Here is a 19,959-nt window from a genome sequence, read left to right as displayed (position 1 = left end):
GAACAGAAGGGCGTGCCGCTGCCGACTATTCGCTACTCACCATTCGCTATTTGTTGATGTTCACGGCTTTAGTGCGCCCTGCACACTGGTGTACACAGCATAGAGCGATGTCGAGCCACAGATATACAGCCTGTTTCGCTGCTGACCGCCGAAGCTCAGATTCGCTACTGTTTCCGGAATATGAATCTTGCCGAGCAGACCGCCCGATGGCGTATAACAGCGCACGCCGTCTTCGTTCGGATCGCCCCAGCCCACCGAACACCAGACCCGTCCTTCGGTGTCACAGCGGACGCCGTCGGTGATGCTTGGCTTTGGCATCTCGGCGAAGACCTTGCTGTTCGACACCTTCCCCGCCGCCACGTCGAGGTCGAACACGCGGATATGCGATGGGTTGTCCGGTCCGTCCGTGAATCCGGTCTCGCAGATGTAGAGCTTCTTCTCGTCGGGCGAGATGGTGATCCCGTTGGGTTCCACAAAATCGTCGATGACGACCTTGACGTCGCCGGTTTTCGGGTCGACGCGGTAGACGTTCTTCTTCTCCTGCTCGGGGTCGGCCTTGATGCCCTCATAGAAGCCACCGATGCCGTAGGCCGGATCGGTGAACCAGATCGCGCCATCGGCGGTGACGACCGCATCGTTCGGCGAGTTCAGTCGCTTGCCATTGAATTTGTCGGCAATGATGGTGATCGAGCCGTCGAGTTCGGTGCGCGTCACACGCCGCCCACTATGCTCGCACGTGATCAGGCGTCCTTCGCGATCGATCGTGTTGCCGTTCGAGTTCATCGAGGGTTGACGGTAGACGCTGGTATGACCGTCATCCTCCGAGAAGCGCATGATGCGATTGTTGGGGATGTCGCTGAACAGCAGATATCGTCCGGCTGCAAAATACACGGGACCTTCGGCCCATCGGAAGCCGGTTGCAACACGCTCAACCGCCATGGTGCCGGCGAAGGCCGGGAAGTCGGCAGGCCCGAACGTTGGCGGCCCCTTCTTCGCGGATTCCAGACGGGAGTCCGGGTAGCGGCTGCCGGGAAGCGGTCCCAAGGGCAACGGGGCCGTCGATATCGTCGGAGTGCCGGTCTGGCCCAATGGCGCGACAGAGGCTGCCAGGGTTGCGTTCATCGTAACGCCGGTCGCGGCTACCGCCGCTGCCGCGCCCTTCAAGAGGGTGCGGCGTCCAAGGCACGGCTCATCAGTACCGGTAGAATTGGTCAGTGATTTTGTCATAGTCGCCTCCCGTTTTTTTGTTGGAAGGAAACCATTCGCCCGCAATCGGGCGTAATGCGGGCGATCTCCGGTCGGACAACCGGAGATCGCAATGCAACAATTGCTGGGAAAACGGCTAGACGGGATCCCAGGGGAAGATGTCGGCCGAACGGTCGAGCTTGTAGAACGAGCCCTTCAGTGCCGGCATGCCGTGTTCCGCGATCGTTTGCGGCGTCCAGCCCTCGCTGCGATGAACCGAGCGCAGCGGGCGGTTCTGGCTGAACAGGAACAGCTCGTTCATGCGTGCGCCGAAGATCTGCCCGGAGACGTCCTTGGCGGCATCGGAGAGCAGATAGGCGCAGATCGGCGCGATCTTCTCCGGTCCCATCTGCTTGATCTTCTCGACGCGCGCCTTCTCAGCTTCGGTCTCGGTCGGAATGGTGCCGATCATGCGGGTCCAGGCAAACGGCGAGACGCAGTTGGAGCGGACGTTGAAGCGGCCCATGTCGAGCGCGATCGACTTCGACAGCCCGATGATGCCGAGCTTGGCCGCGGCGTAGTTGGCTTGGCCAAAATTGCCGATCAGGCCGGAGGTCGAGGTGAAGTGCACGAATGAGCCGCTCTCCTGCTCGCGAAAGATCCGCGCCGCAGCGTGGCTGACGTAGAACGAGCCCATCAGGTGAACCTTGATGACGGCCTCGAACGCTTCCACGCTCATCTTGTGGAAGATCATGTCGCGCAGGATGCCGGCATTGTTGACGACGCCGTCGAGCTTGCCGAAATGATCGGTCGCGGTCTTCACGATCTTGCTGGCGGGGACAGCTTCCGCCACCGACTCGAAATTGGGCACCGCGATGCCGCCGCGCTTCTTGATCTCGTCGACCACCTCCTCGGCAGGCGAAGCGCTGGAACCGGCGCCGTCGGCGGCAACACCGGGGTCGTTGACGACGACCTTGGCGCCCTCCGCCGCGCAGAGCAGCGCGATCTCGCGCCCGATGCCGCGGCCCGCGCCGGTGACGATGATGACCTTGTCTTGCAGTGATTTTGTCATGTGAGTTCTCCGCTAGCCGTTCCAATTTCCGCCGTCATTCCGGGATGCGCCGCAAGGCGCAGGCCCGGAATCCATACTCCCGATCGTGGTTATGGATTCCGGGCTCGTCGCTGACGCGACGCCCCGGAATGACAGTCGTTACCTCTCGTTCGTAAACACGATCGTGCCACTTGCCGCGAACATGCCGCCGACGCCGTGACACACCGAAATCTTCGCGTTCGGCACCTGCGCCGGCGCGATGCCGCGCATCTGGCGCACGCTCTCCTGGAGCGCGTACATGCCGTACATGCCCGAATGCATGTAGGACAGGCCGCCGCCATTGGTGTTGAGCGGCAGCTTGCCGCCGGGCCGCGTGTTGCCGTCGGCGATGAATTGGCCTGTCTCCTCATGCGGCATGAAGCCGAGGTCGCCAAGGCCGAACAGCGGCAGATGCGCAAACGCATCGTAGATCATGAGATGGTCGACATCCCGGTGCGCGATGCCGGCTTCCCTGAACGCCAGCGGGCCGGCGGTCTTGAACGCGCGCGAGGAGTTGAAAGTCTCCATCTGGCTGACCATCGGCGTTTCCACGCTCTCGCCGGTGCCCATGATGTAGACGGGCTTCCTCGGAAAATCCTTGGCGCGGTCGGCCGAGGTCAGGATCAGCGCGCCGCCGCCGTCGGTGACGAGGCAGCACTGAAGCAGGCGGAACGGATAAGCGATCATGCGCGAGTTGAGGACGTCGGCGACCGTGATCGGGTCCTTCATCATCGCGCGCGGATTCTTCGCCGCCCATTCCCGCTGCACCACCGCGACCGAAGCAAGCTGCTCATGGGTGATGCCGTAGGTCTTCATGAAGCGCAGCACGGGGATCGGGAACATGCTGGGCGGGCCGTAGACGCCGAACGGCGCCTCGAATTGGCCGTTGAGGCTGTCCGGCGGCGTCGAGCGCGGCGCCTTTCCGATCATCGACTTGCCGCTCTCGGCATGCGTGATCAGCACGGTCTTGCAGAGACCGGCCTCGATCGCCGCCGCCGCATGGCGAACGTGCAGCATGAACGAGCAGCCGCCGACCGAGGTGCCGTCCACCCAGGTAGGCCTAATGCCGAGGTAATGGCAGACCTGCTGCGGCGTTTCGACCGCGGTGGCAAAGCCGTCGATGTCGGAGAGTTTCAGCCCGGCATCCGCGATGGCGTTGAGCGCCGCATCCGCGTGGAGCTGGAGCTGCGACATATTGGGGATGACACCGAGTTCGGAGGTCTCGGCCGCGCCGACGACGGCAACCTGGTTGCTGCGCATGGCCTATCCCTTCGCCGGACGGAACACGGGGAGGGTGATCTTGTCGTCGAGCGCCTGGAAGGCGACTTCGAGCTTCATGTCGAGCTCGAGCGCCTCCGGCGTCTGCGGACAATCGATGATGTTGCTCATCATCCGCGGTCCTTCGGCGAGCTCGACCACCGCGATCGCATAAGGCGGCGTGAAGCCGGGAGCGGCGGGACGATGATTGATCACGTAACTGTAGAGGAAGCCCTTGCCACTCGCCTTGAAGATGCTGACCTTGCGCGAGGCGCAGGATGGGCAGAACGGACGCGGCGGGAAATAGACATGCGCGCAGGCGTCGCAGCGCTGCAAACGCAATTCGCCCGCTTTCGTGCCGTCCCAGAAATGCTGGGTCTCCGGCGTCGGTTTCGGGCGCGCGCGCTGCGGTTCGGCCATGTCGGAAAACCCTCCCAAAGGCAATTCTTGATAAGGCCTGGGCTTCACGCCTGGCTATTTCGATCTTGATGCGACAATCGACCATCGCGCGTCAACGGTCCAGCAATGCGCATGCATGCCATCATGCGCACAATGCTTGTGTCGAACCGAGGCGGCGCTATAGATTGCGCGCGCAATATTCCGTGAGACAGACATGCCCGATTTTCCGACACTGGCGAAACTCGCCGACGACCTCGAAAGCGGCCGCACGACCTCCCGCAAGCTGGTCGAGGCATGCCTCGCCAGGATCGCCGACCCGGCCGGCGAGGGCCAACGCACATTCATCCACGTCGACAAGGACGCCGCGCTCGCAACCGCGGATGCGATGGACGGCTTGCGCAAGGTCAAGGCGGCGCCGTCGCGCTATGCCGGTATCCCGGTCTCGATCAAGGATCTCTTCGACATCAAGGGCCAGGTCACGCGCGCCGGCTCCCGCGCGCTCGACGATTCTGCGCCGGCCGATCAGGACGCCGCGACGGTGGCGCGGCTGCGCAAGGCCGGCTTCGTCGTGATCGGGCGGACCAACATGACTGAGTTCGCCTATTCCGGCATCGGCATCAATCCGCATTACGGCACGCCGAAGGGCGCCTGGAACCGAGCCGAGGGACACGTGCCCGGCGGCTCGTCCTCGGGCGCCGCGGTGTCCGTGCTCGACGGCATGGCGCATGGCGCGCTCGGCACCGACACCGGCGGCTCCTGCCGGATTCCGGCCGCCTTCAACGGCATCGTCGGCTACAAGCCGACGCAGCGCCGCGTGCCGCTGGACGGCTCCGTGCCGCTGTCCTTCTCGCTCGACAGCATCGGGCCGCTGGCGCGGTCGGTCAGCTGCTGTGCCATTCTCGATGCCGTGCTCGCGAACGAGCCGATCGTCCCGCTGAAGCCGCGGCCGGTAAAGGGCATGCGGCTCGCAGTGCCGACCACGATTGCGCTCGACGATCTCGATGCGGACGTGGCCTCGACGTTCGAGCGCGCGCTCAAGAGCCTCGCCGATCACGGTGCGATCATCGAGCGGATCGAGATGGCCGAATTTCACGACATCGGCCCGATGAACGCCAAGGGCGGCTTTGCGGCGTCCGAAAGCTATGCCTGGCATCGCTACCTCATTACGGCCAAGGGCGACGTCTACGACCCCAGGGTCTCCGTGCGCATCATGCGCGGCGAGGCGCAGAGCGCTGCCGATTACATCGATCTCCTCAACGAGCGCCGCTCGCTGATCGTGCGCGTCAATGCGCGCGTCGCGCCCTATGACGCGCTGGTGCTGCCCACCACCGCCAACACGCCGCCGAAGATTTCCGATCTCGCCGATGACAAGGCGTTCACCAGGGAAAACCTGCGGGCGCTGCGCAATTGCACCCTCATCAACATGATCGACGGCTGCGCCATCTCGCTGCCCGCGCATCGCGAGGGTGACGTTCCTGTCGGCCTGATGCTGGCGGGCGCGGGCGGATCTGACCGTCGTATTTTCGAGCTTGCTGCCGGCATGGAGGCCGTAATTCGTGTTTGACCTGACTTTCACCGTTGACGCCCAGGACACCACCACGCCGCTGACATTGGCGATCGACCAGATGGTCATTGCGGGCTGGACCGGCCGCGATCCCGTCGCGCGCGACAAGCACATCGCCGAGCTGCAAGAGATGGGCATCGCCCCGCCGGCCTCGACGCCGATCTACTACCGCGCCTCGGCGCGCCGGCTGACCCAGGAAGACGGCATCGAATGCTGTGGCGGCGATTCCTCCGGCGAGGTCGAATTCGTGCTGATCGGCTGGCAGGGCCGCATCTTCGTCGGCTGCGGCTCCGACCATACCGACCGCAAGGTCGAGGCCTACAACGTCACGGTCTCCAAGCAGATGTGCGACAAGCCGGTCGCATCCACGCTCTGGGAGCTCGAGGACGTCATCGGTCATTGGGACAGGATGATCCTGCGCTCCTACGCCACCATCAAGGGCGAGCGCGTGCTCTACCAGGAGGGCACGCTGGACGCGATGCTGCCGGTCGCCGACCTCATCGCGCGCGGCTTTGGGGGTGGCAAGTTCCCCGACGGCTGCGCCATGTTCGGCGGCACCTTTGCTGCCAAGGGCGGCATCCGCCCCGCCGATCGCTTCGATTTCGAGCTGGAAGACCCCGTGCTGAAGCGCACGATCAAGCACGGCTACGACGTGACGACGCTGCCGGTGCGGGGCTGAGGCGCCTCCCCACCGTCATTGCGAGCGCAGCGAAGCAATCCAGGCTGGTTCCGCGGAGGCAGTCTGGATTGCTTCGTCGCAAGGGCTCCTCGCAATGACGGGGAGATATCGGGAATCGGGTGGCGGCGGGCGGATCGATCTTGCGAAAGTCGTAGCTATGACAGCAACAGCACGAAAATCGCCTCAATCGCCTCATAAGTCGGCCGCCGACCTCGCCGCCCATGTCGACACCCTCGACTGGCCGCAGATCACGGCCGAGCTCGACTCCCAGGGCAGCGCCGTCCTGAAGAATCTGCTGGCGCCCGACCTATGCCGCGCCATCGCCGCGCTCTATCCCGATGATGCGGGCTTCCGCAGCCGCATCGTCATGGGCCGCCACGGGTTTGGCCGTGGCGAGTACAAATATTTCTCCTACCCGCTGCCCGATCTGATCGCGGAGCTCCGCCCGGCGCTCTATGCGCATCTTCAGGGCGTTGCCAATCGTTGGAACGAGGCGATGGGGATCGACATCCGTTATCCAGCCGCGCATGCGGCGTTCCTCAAGCGCTGCCACGAGGCAGGCCAGGCGCGGCCGACGCCGCTGCTGCTGCAGTACGAGACCGGCGATTTCAACTGCCTGCACCAGGATCTCTATGGCGAGCACGTGTTTCCGCTCCAGGTCGCGATCCTCTTGTCCGAGCCGGGACGCGATTTCACCGGCGGTGAGTTCGTGCTGACCGAGCAGCGCCCGCGCATGCAGTCGCGTGCCGAGGTCGTGCCGCTGATGCAGGGCGATGCGGTCGCTTTCGCCGTGCATCACCGCCCGGTGCAGGGGACACGCGGGACTTACCGCGTTAATCTCCGCCATGGCGTCAGCCGGATCAGGTCCGGCCAGCGCCACACGCTGGGTGTGATCTTCCATGATGCCAAATGAGCGTTGCGATTGACGGGTGATCTGTTCGACACCGCCGCCGAGGCACAGCCGTCGCGCGAGGAGATCGCCGACGGTGCCGTCTTGCTGCGCGGGTTCGTCAGGCCGATCGAGAGCGAGTTGATCGCCGCCGTGCGCGCGATCGTGACACAGTCGCCGTTCCGCCGCATGACCACGCCCGGCGGCCACCTGATGTCGGTGGCGATGACCAATTGCGGCGAGCGCGGCTGGATCACCGATCACACCGGCTATCGCTATGATCCCATCGATCCGCGAACCGGCGCGCCATGGCCCCAGATGCCGACGGTGCTTCGCGACCTGGCCCGAGGCGCGGCGGAGCAGGGCGGGTTCACCGGCTTTGCGCCCGACGCCTGCCTCGTCAATCGCTACGAGCCCGGCACGCGGCTGTCGCTGCATCAGGACAAGGACGAGCTGGACTATTCGGCGCCGATCGTCTCGGTCTCGCTTGGGCTGCCCGCGACCTTCCTGTTCGGCGGCCTGGCGCGCAGCGACAAGCCACGCCGCTTCCGGCTTGTCCATGGCGACGTGGTCGTCTGGGGCGGAGCTAGCAGGCTCGCCTATCACGGCGTCGCGCCGCTCGCCGATGGCGAGCACGCGCTGCTGGGAAGGAAGCGGATCAATTTGACCTTCCGCCGGACGCGCTGACGCTTCTCGTCATTCCGGGATGCGCCGTAAGGCGCAGGCCCGGAATCCATACTGCCGATCGTGGTTATGGATTCTCAGATGCGCAATCGCGCATCATAGCTCGCGCTACGCGCGCCCCGGAATGACAACAACTACGGCTTCGGCGGATGAATAAACGCCCAGGGGCTGACTTCCGAATCCCGCGTCACCTCGATCGAAATCAGATATGGCCCGCCATGGGCCAGCGCCTTTTCCATCGCCGCCTTGAACTGGTCCGGCGCGGTGACGCGCGCAGCAGCCACACCAAAGGACTCCGCGAGCTTGACGAAATCCGGATTGACCAGATCGGACGCCACCACGCGGCCGTTAAAGCGCTCGCGCTGGTCGCGGCGGACATTGCCATAGGCGTTGTTGTTGAACACCAGCGTCACCACGCCGATGTTGAACTGCACGGCGGTGGCAAGCTCCTGCACGCCGAACATGAAGCCGCCGTCGCCGGTGATCGCGACCACCGGCTTGTCGGGATTGGCCACCTTGGCCCCGAGCGCGGTGGGGAAGCCCGAGCCGAGCGTGCCCTGATAGCCTGACGTGATGAAGGTGCGCGGCTCGTAGATCGGAAAGCCGTACCAGGAGGCGAAGCCGAACTGCGATAATTCATCGGTGACGATCGCGTTCGCCGGCAGCACCTCGCGCAGGATGTTGAGATACGCCATCTGCGGCTGGATGCTCTGGATCTCCGCCAGCGCGGCCGCGGTGGCCTCGCGGATCGCGGCGCGGCGGCCGGCGGTCTTGCCGTAGCCGGCCTTGCTGACCGCTTGGATCAGATCGGCGGTCGCGGTCTTGGCATCGGCGACGATGGCGGTGTCGGAGATGAAGCGCCGCATCTCGACGGGATCGATGTCGATGCGGATGCTCTTCAACCCGTCGGGCCGATACGGCCAGCGCGACATGGTCGGCAGCTCCAGCCGCGAGCCGATGCCGATCATGAGATCGGTCTTCGGCCACAGCTTGTAGGCGGCCGCCATCGTGAGCCCCAGCTCATGCGCGTTGGAGACGATGCCGCGCCCGCTGCGGAAGGCGACGACGGGTGCATCGATCATCTCGGCGAGCTCGAGGATTTCGTCGCGCGCCTCGATCGCGCCGCTGCCGACGAAGATCATCGGCGCCTTGCTGCTCCTGATCACCGCGGCCGCCTGCGTGATCAGATCAGGGTCGGGCAATGGCGCGGGCAGCGGCTCCAGCACCTTTGCGGCACAGGTGTCCGCGCGCTGGGTGAAGACGTCCCAGGGCATCTCGACCGAGGCAGGGCCGCGCCGCCCGGACGTCATTTCCTGGAAGGCGCGCGACACGGTGGTCGGCGCGTTGCCGGGCGTTTCAATCCGATCCGCCCATTTCACATAGGTGCGCAAGGTGGCGAGCTGGTCCGGCATCTCGTGCAGATGGCCGCGGCCCTTGCCCAGAAACTGCGTCGGCACCTGGCCGGTGACGCACAGCACCGGCTCGTTGCAGCCGTAGGCGGTCAGCAGCGCCGCACTCGCGTTGAGCACGCCGGGGCCGGGCACCACGCTGAACACACCGGGCTTGCCGCTGGAGCGCGCATAGCCGAACGCCATGTAGCCGCAGGCTTGCTCGTGCCGCGCGCCGATCACCTTGAGCTGGGCCTGGTGGAAGGCGTCGAACAGACCGTAGACCTGCGCGCCGGGCAGGCCGAACACGGTGTCGACGCCGTGGGCGACAAGGCCGCTTACGATCGCTTCGCCGCCGGTGAGGGTGGTCATTGTACTATTCCATTTCGATTGTTGTCAGGCTTCTTCGATTGTTGTCAGGCTTCGTCGACGACGCCATTCCGTAGCATGCCGATGCCTTCGGCTTCGACCTCGATGACATCGCCGGGCGTCAGATAGCGCGGCGGATCGAACCGCGCACCGGCACCGGTCGGCGTGCCCGTCACAATGATGTCACCGGGGACCAGCGTCGCGAAGGTCGAGATATAGCTGATGAGATAGCGGAACGGGAACATCAGCCGGCTGGTGCGGTCGTCCTGCCGGAGCTCGCCGTTGACATGCGTGGTGAGCCTGATGTCGGCGATCTGCGCTTCCCGCGTGTAGGGCACCAGCCACGGGCCGAGGCTGCCGCTGGAATCAAAATTCTTGCCCTGCGTGACGTTGAACTTGGCGTGGCGAAGCCAGTCGCGCACCGAGCCTTCGTTGCAGAGCGTGAGCGCTGCGATGTGGTCGAGCGCGGCGCTTTCCGCGATGTGCCGGCCCGCCTTGCCGATGACAAGCACGATCTCGCCTTCGTAGTCGAGCTGCGCTGACGCGCGCGGGCGCACCAAAGGCGTGTCGTGGCCGACGAAGGAGCGAGGCGAGCGCATGAACATGCTCGGATATTTCGGCGCCTCCTGGCCGTCCTTGTACTCGGCATTGCGGTCGGGATAGTTGACGCCGATGCAGATGATCTTTTCCGGTGCGGGCACCGGCGGCAGCCAGGTGATGTCGCCGAGCGCGTGGTCTGGCGTCAGGCTGGCGGCCTCCTCGGCAAGGCTCACGAGCTTTCCGGCGGCGATCACTTCGCGCAGCGTCGGATAGTCTTTTGCGTGGCGTGCGGAGAGATCGACGATGCCGCCCTCAAGGACGGCGCCGTACTTGGTTTCACCCTTGACGGAATAGGTGGCGAGGCGAGGGAGCTTCATTGGTGACTCTTCACTTCCTGTCGTCCCAGCGAACGCCGGGACCCATACCGCGGAATCTATCGATTGGATGAGGTAGGAGTACCGAACAACGGGTCTTCGCCAAACTCCTCCCTGTGGTTATGGGTCCCTGCTCCCGTGCGCAATTGCGCACTAGGCAGGGACGACGAAGAGAGAGGCTTTGCCTGTCATCGGCATTAATCCGCCACCAGCACGTCGGCCACGAACTTCGGCTCACGCACGGCCTGCCCGCTGAACGGCGAGCCCTGCTCGAACCAGGACCGCGGCGCCGGCGCGCCCCACAGCGTCTGGCGGCGCGGATCGCGCAGCGACCAGCGCAGCGGCTCGTGGTCGTGATCGCCGGTGAAATAATCGCTGATGTAAAGTTCGAGACGGTGCCCGTCGGGGTCGCGCACGTACAGGAAGAACGCATTCGAGATGCCGTGGCGTCCCGGTCCGCGTTCGATGTTCTTGACGAAGCCTTGCGAGGCCATCACGTCGCAGAGATGGATGATGTTCATCGCCGTCGGCGTCCAATAGGCGAAGTGGTGCAGGCGCGGGCCCTTGCCGTTGGTGATGGCGAAGTCGTGGACATTGCCCTTGCGATGCATCCAGGCAGCCGCAATGCGCCCGTTCGGTCCGTCCTCCTCGGCGTATTCGGTGAGACGGAAGCCGAGCCGGGCATAGAAGTCGACGGTATCCTGCACCTCGGCGGCGAAGACGTTGAAATGATCGAGCCGCTGCGGATGGCATCCCCTGTAGAGATCGTAGCGGCGAAGCAGATGCGGGCGGCGGTCCATCGACGCGTAGAGCTCGATCTGGAAGCCGAAGGGGTCGGTGAATTGCAGCGTGCGGCCCTGGAAGGGCTGGTCGACGAAGGCGTAGGAGAGACCGTTCTCCGAGAGGAAGGAGGCGGCCTTGTCGAGGTCTTTGTCGTTGCCGACCTTGAAGCCGAGCCGGGCGCAGGCGGGTACCGCCGCCTTGCGCAACACCAGCGAGTGATGCTGGTGCTCCTCGGCTGCGCGCAGGTAAACGACCTTGTCGTCGGCATCCTCGACATGCAGCCCGACGGTGGTTTCGTAGAACGCACGGCTGAGCTTCAGGTCAGTCACGTCGAGCACGACGTGGCTGGAGCGGATGATGTTGAACGGCGGTTCGAAGATGTGTTGCGGTACGGGCATCGGCGTTTCCCCTCGGCTCGACGAGCGTCAGATTCCCAATTTCTGAATCTTGTGCGTGCCCCGCGCCAGCGAGACGTGCTTGGTTTCCATGTAGAAGTCGAACGAGTAGTCGCCGCCGTCGCGGCCGATGCCTGAGGCCTTCATGCCGCCGAACGGCGTCGGCAGATGGCGAACGTTTTCCGAGTTGAGCCAGATCATGCCGGCCTCCAGCGCGTCGGCAACGCGCAGTGCGCGGCCGACGTCGTTGGTCCAGACATAGCCGGTCAGGCCATAGCGGATGTCGTTGGCGATCTCGATGGCGTCGGCTTCGTCCTTGAAGGGCAGCACGGTGAGGAAGGGGCCGAACACTTCCTCTTGCGCCACGCGCATCTTGCCGGTTGCGCCGGTCACCAGTGTCGGCTCGACGTAATGTCCGCCGCCCGGGCCGTCATAGGTCTTGCCGCCGACGGCGATCACAGCGCCGTCCTGCCGCGCGACGTCGAAATAGGAGCACACTTTGGCCAGGTGCCGCTCGTGGATCAGCGGCCCGATCTCGGTGGCGGGATCGAGCGGATGGCCGACCTTGAGTGCCTTCACGCGCGCGGTCAGCTTCTCGATGAATGTCTCGGCAATGTCTTGCTGGATCAGCAGACGGCTCGACGACGTGCAGCGCTCGCCGTTGAGGGAGTAGATCATGAACACGACGGCATCGAGCGCGCGGTCGAGATCGGCGTCGTCGAACACGATCACCGGGTTCTTGCCGCCGAGCTCGAAATGCACGCGCTTCAAGGTCGGCGCGCCCTGAACCATGATCGCCGACCCCGTCGCGCTCTCGCCGACGAAGCCGATCGCCTTGATCGCCGGATGCTCGGTCAGGGCCTTGCCTGCCTCCTCGCCAAAACCGTGCACGGTGTTGAGCACACCGTCGGGAACGCCGGCTTCCTTGACGAGCCTTGCCAGAATGGCGGCCGTCACCGGTGACCACTCGGCCGGCTTGTGCACGACGGTGCAGCCCGCGGCCAGCGCCGGGGCGATCTTCCAGGTCGAGAGCATGAACGGCGTGTTCCACGGCGTGATCACGCCGACCGGGCCGATCGGCACGCGGGTCGAGATATTCCAGTGCTCGTCGCTCGGCGTGTTCTGGCCATCGCGCGCCTCGGCGCACTTGTCGGCGAAGAAGCGAAAATTCTCGGCGGCGCGGATCGCTGCCTTGGCCATGAAGCGATAGGCTTGGCCGGTGTCGATGCATTCGAGCACGGCGATGTCGTCGGCATTGTCCTCGATCGCGTCGGCGACGCGGTGCAGCAGCTTCTTCCGCATCGCCGGCCCCATGTCGCGCCAGGACTTGAAGGCCAGCGTAGCGGCCGTGGCTGCGGCGTCGATGTCTTCGGCGTTGCCGCGTGCGACGCTCGCAAGCGTGGCGCCATCGACCGGCGACTTCGTCTCGAATGCCTCACCGGAGATCGAGGGGACGATCTTGCCGTCGATCATGTGGCCGATGCCGTCGGCCCGCAGCTTCTTCAGCAGCGGTGCGGCGCGGTCACGATTGGCCTGGAACACATCGGCTTTCGGCGTGGGCTTATCCATGGGCAGCTTCCACTTTCAGGGCGTCGTGGATGTTGTTGCGCTTCCAGCTCGTGTCCTTGTCGTTGATCTGCATGTCGAACGACAGGGCGAACTTGCTGGCGGCGAAGACGGGATCGAGATGTTTTGAAAGCGCTTGGAAGACGTGCTCGCCGGCTTTCTGACGCGTAGGAAGGTCGCGGCCTTCGCCGATGCGCAGCACCATGTCGAGAAAGCCGTAGTCCTGTCGCGCGTCGGCGATCGCATAGTGCTCGCATCTAATGGCGCGGACGCGGATGCCGCCGAGCGGGAAGATGCCGGTCTCGACCGCCGCCTTCCGCACCACCTCGCAGACCGCGCCGATGTCGAGGCGGCCGTCGAGATTGGCCGAATATTCGATGGTGAAATGCGGCATCGCGGTTTCACTCCCTGTCTTTTTTGTTCGTCTAAGCGAAGTAGCAGCTCACCGAGCCGTAGGCGCCATAATCGGCCTGAATTGTGTCGCCCTTGCGGGTCTCGATCGGACGGATGAAGGAGCCGGCAAGCACGATCTGGCCGGGCTCGAGCGCAAGGCCGAGCGGCGCGATCTTGTTGGCGAGCCAGGCCACGGCGGTTGCGGGATGATTGAGCACGCCGGCGGCAAGGCCCGTCTCCTCGAGCTGGCCGTTCTTGAAGCAGAGCGCGCCGATCCAGCGCAGGTCGGCGTCCAGCGGGCGGATCGGACGTCCACCGAGCACGATGCCGGCATTCGCCGCGTTGTCGGCGACGGTGTCGAAGATTTTTCGTGTCGCCTTGGTGCCGGGATCGACACGTTCGATGCGCGTGTCCAGGATCTCCAGCGCCGGCACGACGAAGTCGGTGGCGTTGAGCACGTCGAACATCGTGCAGTCCGGCCCCGCGAGGCGCTTGCTCATGACGAAGGCGAGCTCGGCCTCGACGCGCGTGGCGATGAAGCGCTCGGTCGGGACGAGGCCGCCATCGGCAAAGAACATGTCGTCGAGCAGCACGCCGGAATCCGGCTCGTCGATATTGAGCGCGCTCTGCATCGCCTTCGAGGTCAAGCCGATCTTGTGGCCTTTGACGGTGCGGCCTTCCGCGAGCTTGAGGTCGACCCAGGCCTTCTGAATCGCGTAGGCGTCAGCGATGGTAATGCCCGGAAAATCCTGCGAGAGCTGCCGGATCTGGGTGCGGGTCTTCTCCGCCTGGTGCAGACGGTTCGCACAAGCTTGGATATCGTCGTTGGAAAGCGCCATCTGTGATCTTACAAATCGTGGTGCCCGGAGATACTTAACATGTTAAGTGGATGCGTCAAACACAATTTGGGTTTGCTGCACTGCAAACATTTTGCGGCTTGAAAGGGCGGCTTTGAAAGGACGACATGACGAAGAGACCGGCTGATCCCGCGAACGGAAGTGAGCCCGCCGCACGGCAGGTGCCGATGCGTGACTTCTCGCGTTCGCTGCCGATGTCGCTGCTCAGGGCACGTGAAGCGGTGATGCGGCAATTTCGTCCCAAGCTGCGCGAGCACGGCCTGACCGAGCAGCAATGGCGCATCCTCCGCGCATTGGCAGCCATCGAGGCCGCGGAGGTGACTGAGCTTGCGCGCACGGCATTTCTCCTCGGCCCGAGCCTGTCGCGCATCCTGCGCGATCTCGAGGCGCGCAATCTGATCGAGCGCAAGACCGCGAAGGTGGACCAGCGCCGCAGCATGGTCTCGATCTCGAAGGAGGGCGTGAAGCTGATGGCCGCGGTCGCCCCATCCTCGGAGGCGATCTACGCCGAGATCACGCAACGCTTCGGCGCGCGCAAGCTCGCCGAGTTGCAGGAGATGCTCGGTCAGTTGGAATCGTGTCTCGCTTCCACGGACGCGAGTGACGTCACGGATGAAACGTAACGGCAAATTTGCATGATCACTTTCCAACTACGCATGACTGTCATCATTGCATAACGCGTGGGCAGCGCGATCGCCGCGAAATGCGTGAAAATGCCGTGAGAAATCGCTGAGAATAGACAGCCGTCGCGGGTGTTGATCACTATTGGGTGCGCGCTCTGCGCAGTTAGTCGATGTTGGCGCAATATCAATTTACTCGTATCGGCAGAATTCGTAAGTAGCATCCGGTCCTGTATTCAGCGATAGAGCCAAAACAGAACCAAGACCAAGAAGGGCCGACAAGGATGCCCGGCCCCAGGGAGGAATGAATGAGACTGACGAGACGCGACTTCGCGGCCGGAATTGCTGCCGGCATTGCCGCGCCATACCTCATCAAGAGCGCGCATGCGCAAGGCGCCACCATCAAGATCGGCATGTGCGCGCCCGTCACCGGTCCAGCCGCTGAATCCGGCGGTTACGCCATCAAGGGCGCCAAGCTCGCGCTCGAAGCTGTGAACAAAGCCGGCGGTATCCTGGGAAAGCAGGGCGAGCTGATCGTCGAGGACGACCAGACCACCAATCCCGGCATCGTGCTCGCTTTCTCCAAGCTCGCCGCGCAGTCCGACATCGTCGGGTTCCTCGGCTCGATCCGTTCGACCCAGGTGCACGCGATGGCGCCCGACGTGATCAAGCTTGGCAAGCCCGTGATGATCGGCGGCACCGATCCTAACCTCACCCACATGGGCAATCAGTGGCTGTTCCGCTGCCGCCCCAATGACAGCTATTCCGGTCGCGTCATCGCCGAATACGGCGTCAATACGCTCGGCAAGAAAAAGTGGGCCGTGCTGCACTCGACCGACGCTTTTGGCACCGCCGGCGGCAAGGCGTTGACCGCCGCGCTCGAAAAGCTCGGTGCCCCCTCGGTGCTCGACCAAGGCTACGCCAACCAGAGCCAGGACTTCACCCCGGTCGTGCTCGCGATCAAGCAGTCGGGTGCCGACATTCTCGGTTCCTACTTCACCTTCGAGAACGATCTCGGCATCTTCGCCCGGCAGCTCCGTCAGCTCGGCGTGAACATTCCCTGGGTCGGCTCGCCCTCGATCGTCAACATCACCGCGTTGAAGCTCGCGGGTCCCGCGCTGTACAATACATATGGCGTTGCCGATTATGCCGAGAATTCCAGCGAAGGCTCGAAGGCGTTCGGCAAGATCTACCGTGATGCGGTCAAGGTCGCGCCCGACAACCAGAGCTCCTGGACCTTCGACGCCATCAGCGTCTTGTCGGCGGCCATCAACAAGGCCGGCACGACCGATCCGGCCAAGGTCCGCGAAGCCATCCTCGCGATCAAGAAGTTCCCGGGTGCCGAGGGCGAATACAATTTCGACCAGAACGGCGATGGTCTCCACGGCTACAACATCGTGAAGAACGAGAAGGGCAACATCGTCTTCGACAAGCACATCGAGTTCAACGACTGACGTTGAAACGGCCTCCCCGATTTCGATCGGGGAGGTCGAACCGTCTTTCGGCGAACGCATCCGACCTCCAACAGAAGCTTGTCATGGATCTCGCCCTACAACTCCTTTTTACCGGCATCGGTATCGGCGCCGTCTACGCGCTCGTCGCGCTCGGCTTCGTGCTGATCTTCCGTGCCACCAACGTGGTGAATTTCGCCCAGGGCGAATTCTCCATGGTCGCGGCCTATCTGATGGTCGTCGCGGTCGAAGCCGGTCTGCCCTATTGGGCGGCCTTCATCGTCGCGCTGCTCGGCATGGCGCTGCTCGGTGTCATCTTCAATCTCGGCGTCTATTATCCGCTGCGTCACCGCACCTATCTGCCTGTGATCATCGCCACCATCGGCGCCTCGATCCTGATGGCGAATTCGGTGCTCGCGATCTACGGCCCGCAGCCGCAGGTGCTGGAAGGCTGGTTTGAGACGCCGGGCATTCAGGTCGGCCCGGTCTATCTCGACAGCCAGTATCTGCTGATCATCGGCGTCACCATCTGTCTCGTGATCTTCAATTTCTGGTTCTTCGAGAAGACGCTGCTCGGCAAGAAGCTGCAGGCGACCTCGCAGGACAAGGAAATGGCCTCGCTGCTCGGCATTTCCGTCTCCACCATGATCATGATCACCTTCATCTATTCGGCGGTGCTTGGCGGCCTTGCCGGCATCCTCGTCGCGCCCGTGCTGTTCGTCTCGATCCAGATGGGCTCGACGATCGCGCTGAAGGCGTTCGCGGCCACCATCATCGGCGGCTTTGGCGACGTTGCCGGCGCCATCATCGGCGGTCTCGCGCTCGGCGTGATCGAGACCTTTGGTGCGGCCTATATCTCGGTGCCCTACAAGGACGGCTTCGCCTTCCTGGTGCTGGTCGCCTTCCTGATCTTCCGGCCGCAAGGCATCTTCGGCGAACGCGTGGCGGAAAAGGCATGAGCGCCCCCAGCGACAACATGCCGATCCCGGCGCCCGCCATCCGTTCGAAACCGCTCGTGATCCGGCACCTGCCGTACTTCATCGGCGCGGCGATCCTGGTCGCGCTCGCGGCCAACATGCGCTTCGACGGATACGTCCATAACATCCTGCTTCAGGCCACCACGTTCTCGATCGCGGTGTTCGGGCTCTCGGTGGTGCTCGGCCTGTGCGGCCAGATCAATCTGGCGCAGGCCGCGTTCTTCGGGCTCGGCGCCTATGCGGTCGGCATGGGCACGACGGATCTGCAGCTCAGCTTCTGGCTGTGTCTCGTCGGCGGCTGCGTGATCTCGCTGCTCGCGGGCGCGTTCCTCGGCATGTCCACGCTGCGGCTCGGCGGTCATTATCTCGCGATGGTGACGATCTCGTTCCAGCAGATCGTCACGCTGGTGATGATCAACGCGATCTGGCTCACGCGCGGTCCCGACGGCGTCCCCAACATCAAGCGTCCCGAGCTGTTCCAGTCGTCGCAAAGCTATCTCGCCTTCTGCGTCGCGATGCTGGCGATCGTCGGTTATCTGGTCTGGCATCTCTCCGACACCAAGCTCGGTCGTGCCATGCGCGCTGTCCGCGACAACGAGCTTGCGGCTGGTGTCAACGGCATCGACGTGTTCCGCACCAAGATCTACGCCTTCGCGCTCTGTGCGCTGCTCGGCGGACTCGCGGGCGGATTGTTCGCCGGCGGCTTCGCCTATGTCAGCCCCGATCAGTTCTCCTTTGCGGAATCGATCGTGTTCCTGACCATGTCGCTGCTCGGCGGCGTGGCCTCGCCGATCGGTTCTGCCATCGGCACGGGTCTGTTGATCCTGATCCCGGAATGGCTGCGCTTCCTCAAGAGCGTGCCGGGCCTTTATCTCGCGATCTACGGCCTGTTCGTGATCCTGATCATTCGCTTCATGCCTGACGGCATATGGGGCTTTGTTGCGGACGCCTTCACGCGCTGGCGCGCCAAGATCAAGGCGCCGCCGGCAGCGGCTGCCCTGCAATTGAAGCCGGCGACGATCGGCGGCGACACGGTGCTGGAAGTCACCGGCCTGTCGAAGCATTTCGGTGGCCTGAAGGCGGTCGACGGTGTCGACATCGCTGTGAAGCGCGGCGGTGTGCATGCGCTGATCGGGCCGAACGGCTCGGGCAAGACCACGACGCTCAACGTGCTCTCAGGGCTCTATGTGGCCACCGCAGGCAAGATCGTGCTCGACGGCACCGACATCACCCACATGCCGCCGCATCAGCGCACGGCGTCGGGTCTCGGGCGCACCTTCCAGAACATCCGCCTGTTCCGCTCGATGACGGCGCTGGAGAACGTCGAGATCGGCGCGGAACGGCCCGGTAACACCATGGTCGGGAAGGGCGACGACGCCCTGACCGAGCGTGCGATGGAGGCACTGACCTTCGTCGGGCTCGGCAGCCGCGCCAACGAGCTGATATCGAGCTTCTCCTACGGCCATCAGCGGCTGATCGAGATCGCTCGTGCGCTCGCGTCGAACCCGACGCTGCTGCTGCTCGACGAGCCCGCGGCCGGCCTCAACTCGACCGAGAAGCTGGAGCTGCACGAGCTGCTCAAGCGCATCGCGGCGCAGGGCCTGACCATCCTGATCATCGATCACGACATGACGCTGGTCTCGGAAGCGGCCCAGCACATCACCGTGCTCAACTTCGGACGCCGTATCGCGGACGGCGAATCTCTGGCCGTGCTGCGTCATCCCGACGTCGTCTCCGCCTATCTCGGGAGCGAATGATGCCGTTGCTCGAAATCCGCAATCTGGTGGTGCGCTACGGCGAGATCGAAGCGCTGCGCGGGGTGACCTGCGCGGTGGAGCAGGGGCAGGTGGTGACGCTGCTCGGGGCCAACGGCGCCGGCAAGTCCACGACCTTGCGTGCCATCTCCGGCCTCGCCAAGCCGACCTCCGGCGACATCCTTTTCGACGGTAAGTCGATCGCAGGTCTTGGTCCGGAAGCGATCGTCCGCATGGGTATCTCGCACGTGCCGGAAGGCCGCAGGGTGTTCCCGGGTCTCACCGTGAAAGAGAACATCATGCTCGGCGCGTCCAATCGCCGGGCGCCGACCTCGGAGATTTCGCGGGAGGCGGACGCGATGTTCGACCTGTTCCCTGACATCCGGAAGTTCACCAACGCGCTCGGCTGGACGCTGTCCGGCGGCCAGTTGCAGATGGTGGCGGTCGCGCGCGGCTTGATGGCCAAGCCGCGGCTGTTGTTGCTCGACGAGCCCTCGCTCGGTCTTGCGCCCGTCATCGTGCAGGCGGTGTTCAAGATCATCTCGGAGATCCGGCGCAACACGACAGTGCTGCTCGTCGAGCAGAATGCGCGCATGGGCCTGTCGGTGGCCGATTACGGCTACGTGCTCGAAACCGGCCGCATCGTGCTCGGCGGCAAGCCCGACGCGCTCTGGGGCAACGAAGCGATCCGCGCCGCCTATCTCGGCGGCCATGCCAAGGTGAATGCTTAACCGGGGAGTTTCTT

The 19,959-nt window shown here is 64.1% G+C and carries 19 protein-coding genes; 9 read left to right on the top strand and 10 right to left on the bottom strand.

The window, feature by feature from the left end:
- Positions 1-60 precede the first annotated feature (60 nt).
- The 4 genes from ACVJ5M_RS35565 to ACVJ5M_RS35550 all read right to left on the bottom strand — a co-directional run bounded on the left by ACVJ5M_RS35565 (position 61) and on the right by ACVJ5M_RS35550 (position 3,952).
- Entirely contained in the window at positions 61-1,227 is a 1,167-nt protein-coding gene (locus ACVJ5M_RS35565) for an SMP-30/gluconolactonase/LRE family protein (protein WP_063984675.1), read from the bottom strand.
- 115 nt (positions 1,228-1,342) lie between these two features.
- Complete coding sequence (locus ACVJ5M_RS35560) at positions 1,343-2,257, bottom strand: SDR family oxidoreductase (protein WP_014496864.1); 915 nt, start codon at positions 2,255-2,257, stop codon at positions 1,343-1,345.
- 138 nt (positions 2,258-2,395) lie between these two features.
- Positions 2,396-3,535 carry a thiolase C-terminal domain-containing protein gene (locus ACVJ5M_RS35555; RefSeq protein WP_063984674.1) on the bottom strand — a complete coding sequence of 380 codons (1,140 nt, stop codon included), beginning with the start codon at positions 3,533-3,535 and terminating at the stop codon, positions 2,396-2,398.
- A 3-nt stretch (positions 3,536-3,538) separates the two neighbouring features.
- A complete protein-coding gene (locus ACVJ5M_RS35550; protein ID WP_038957112.1) occupies positions 3,539-3,952 on the bottom strand; it encodes a Zn-ribbon domain-containing OB-fold protein in 414 nt (137 codons plus the stop codon).
- A gap of 193 nt (positions 3,953-4,145) precedes the next feature.
- On the opposite strand from ACVJ5M_RS35550, the gene ACVJ5M_RS35545 reads away from it, so the two are divergent.
- The 4 genes from ACVJ5M_RS35545 (at position 4,146) to alkB (ending at position 7,750) form a co-directional block, all read left to right on the top strand.
- Entirely contained in the window at positions 4,146-5,495 is a 1,350-nt protein-coding gene (locus ACVJ5M_RS35545; protein ID WP_063984673.1) for an amidase, read from the top strand.
- Positions 5,488-6,174 (top strand): DUF2848 domain-containing protein, encoded by a 687-nt coding sequence (locus ACVJ5M_RS35540; protein ID WP_354099380.1) that lies wholly within the window; start codon positions 5,488-5,490, stop codon positions 6,172-6,174. The genes ACVJ5M_RS35545 and ACVJ5M_RS35540 overlap by 8 nt, the downstream gene beginning before the upstream one ends.
- A gap of 157 nt (positions 6,175-6,331) precedes the next feature.
- Positions 6,332-7,087, top strand: coding sequence for a 2OG-Fe(II) oxygenase (locus ACVJ5M_RS35535; protein ID WP_063984671.1), 756 nt, complete (start codon positions 6,332-6,334; stop codon positions 7,085-7,087).
- 9 nt (positions 7,088-7,096) lie between these two features.
- Positions 7,097-7,750, top strand: a complete 654-nt coding sequence (gene alkB, locus ACVJ5M_RS35530) for a DNA oxidative demethylase AlkB (RefSeq protein ID WP_063984670.1) — start codon at positions 7,097-7,099, stop codon at positions 7,748-7,750.
- 131 nt (positions 7,751-7,881) lie between these two features.
- On the opposite strand, the gene ACVJ5M_RS35525 is transcribed toward alkB, so the two are convergent.
- The 6 genes from ACVJ5M_RS35525 to hpaH form a co-directional block, all read right to left on the bottom strand.
- On the bottom strand, positions 7,882-9,507 hold the full coding sequence (locus ACVJ5M_RS35525) for a thiamine pyrophosphate-dependent enzyme (RefSeq protein ID WP_063984669.1): 1,626 nt from the start codon (positions 9,505-9,507) through the stop codon (positions 7,882-7,884).
- Positions 9,508-9,551: 44 nt separating this feature from the next.
- On the bottom strand, positions 9,552-10,421 hold the full coding sequence (locus tag ACVJ5M_RS35520; protein ID WP_063984668.1) for a fumarylacetoacetate hydrolase family protein: 870 nt from the start codon (positions 10,419-10,421) through the stop codon (positions 9,552-9,554).
- Positions 10,422-10,615: 194 nt separating this feature from the next.
- The gene (gene hpaD, locus ACVJ5M_RS35515; protein WP_456679594.1) at positions 10,616-11,599 is read right to left on the bottom strand and encodes a 3,4-dihydroxyphenylacetate 2,3-dioxygenase; all 984 of its coding nucleotides are present in this window, start codon (positions 11,597-11,599) and stop codon (positions 10,616-10,618) included.
- Positions 11,600-11,626: 27 nt separating this feature from the next.
- A complete protein-coding gene (gene hpaE, locus ACVJ5M_RS35510; RefSeq protein ID WP_063984666.1) occupies positions 11,627-13,165 on the bottom strand; it encodes a 5-carboxymethyl-2-hydroxymuconate semialdehyde dehydrogenase in 1,539 nt (512 codons plus the stop codon).
- Positions 13,158-13,556 (bottom strand): 5-carboxymethyl-2-hydroxymuconate Delta-isomerase, encoded by a 399-nt coding sequence (locus tag ACVJ5M_RS35505; RefSeq protein ID WP_038957103.1) that lies wholly within the window; start codon positions 13,554-13,556, stop codon positions 13,158-13,160. Before ACVJ5M_RS35505 ends, hpaE begins: the two co-directional genes overlap by 8 nt.
- A gap of 31 nt (positions 13,557-13,587) precedes the next feature.
- A complete protein-coding gene (gene hpaH / locus ACVJ5M_RS35500) occupies positions 13,588-14,394 on the bottom strand; it encodes a 2-oxo-hept-4-ene-1,7-dioate hydratase (RefSeq protein ID WP_063984665.1) in 807 nt (268 codons plus the stop codon).
- A 125-nt stretch (positions 14,395-14,519) separates the two neighbouring features.
- Between hpaH and hpaR the strand changes: the two genes are divergently transcribed.
- From hpaR to ACVJ5M_RS35475, 5 genes are all read left to right on the top strand, one after another.
- The gene (gene hpaR, locus ACVJ5M_RS35495; RefSeq protein ID WP_063984664.1) at positions 14,520-15,035 is read left to right on the top strand and encodes a homoprotocatechuate degradation operon regulator HpaR; all 516 of its coding nucleotides are present in this window, start codon (positions 14,520-14,522) and stop codon (positions 15,033-15,035) included.
- 305 nt (positions 15,036-15,340) lie between these two features.
- Positions 15,341-16,486, top strand: a complete 1,146-nt coding sequence (locus ACVJ5M_RS35490) for an ABC transporter substrate-binding protein (protein ID WP_063984663.1) — start codon at positions 15,341-15,343, stop codon at positions 16,484-16,486.
- A gap of 83 nt (positions 16,487-16,569) precedes the next feature.
- Positions 16,570-17,442, top strand: coding sequence for a branched-chain amino acid ABC transporter permease (locus ACVJ5M_RS35485; RefSeq protein ID WP_063984662.1), 873 nt, complete (start codon positions 16,570-16,572; stop codon positions 17,440-17,442).
- A complete protein-coding gene (locus ACVJ5M_RS35480; protein ID WP_063984661.1) occupies positions 17,439-19,217 on the top strand; it encodes a branched-chain amino acid ABC transporter ATP-binding protein/permease in 1,779 nt (592 codons plus the stop codon). The genes ACVJ5M_RS35485 and ACVJ5M_RS35480 overlap by 4 nt, the downstream gene beginning before the upstream one ends.
- Positions 19,217-19,945 (top strand): ABC transporter ATP-binding protein, encoded by a 729-nt coding sequence (locus tag ACVJ5M_RS35475; RefSeq protein ID WP_063986556.1) that lies wholly within the window; start codon positions 19,217-19,219, stop codon positions 19,943-19,945. The genes ACVJ5M_RS35480 and ACVJ5M_RS35475 overlap by 1 nt, the downstream gene beginning before the upstream one ends.
- Positions 19,946-19,959 lie beyond the last annotated feature (14 nt).

This window comes from Bradyrhizobium sp. S3.7.6, assembly GCF_054061875.1.
The sequence above is the reverse complement of the archived record's forward strand: the minus strand, read 5'-3'. Positions and strand labels throughout refer to the sequence as shown.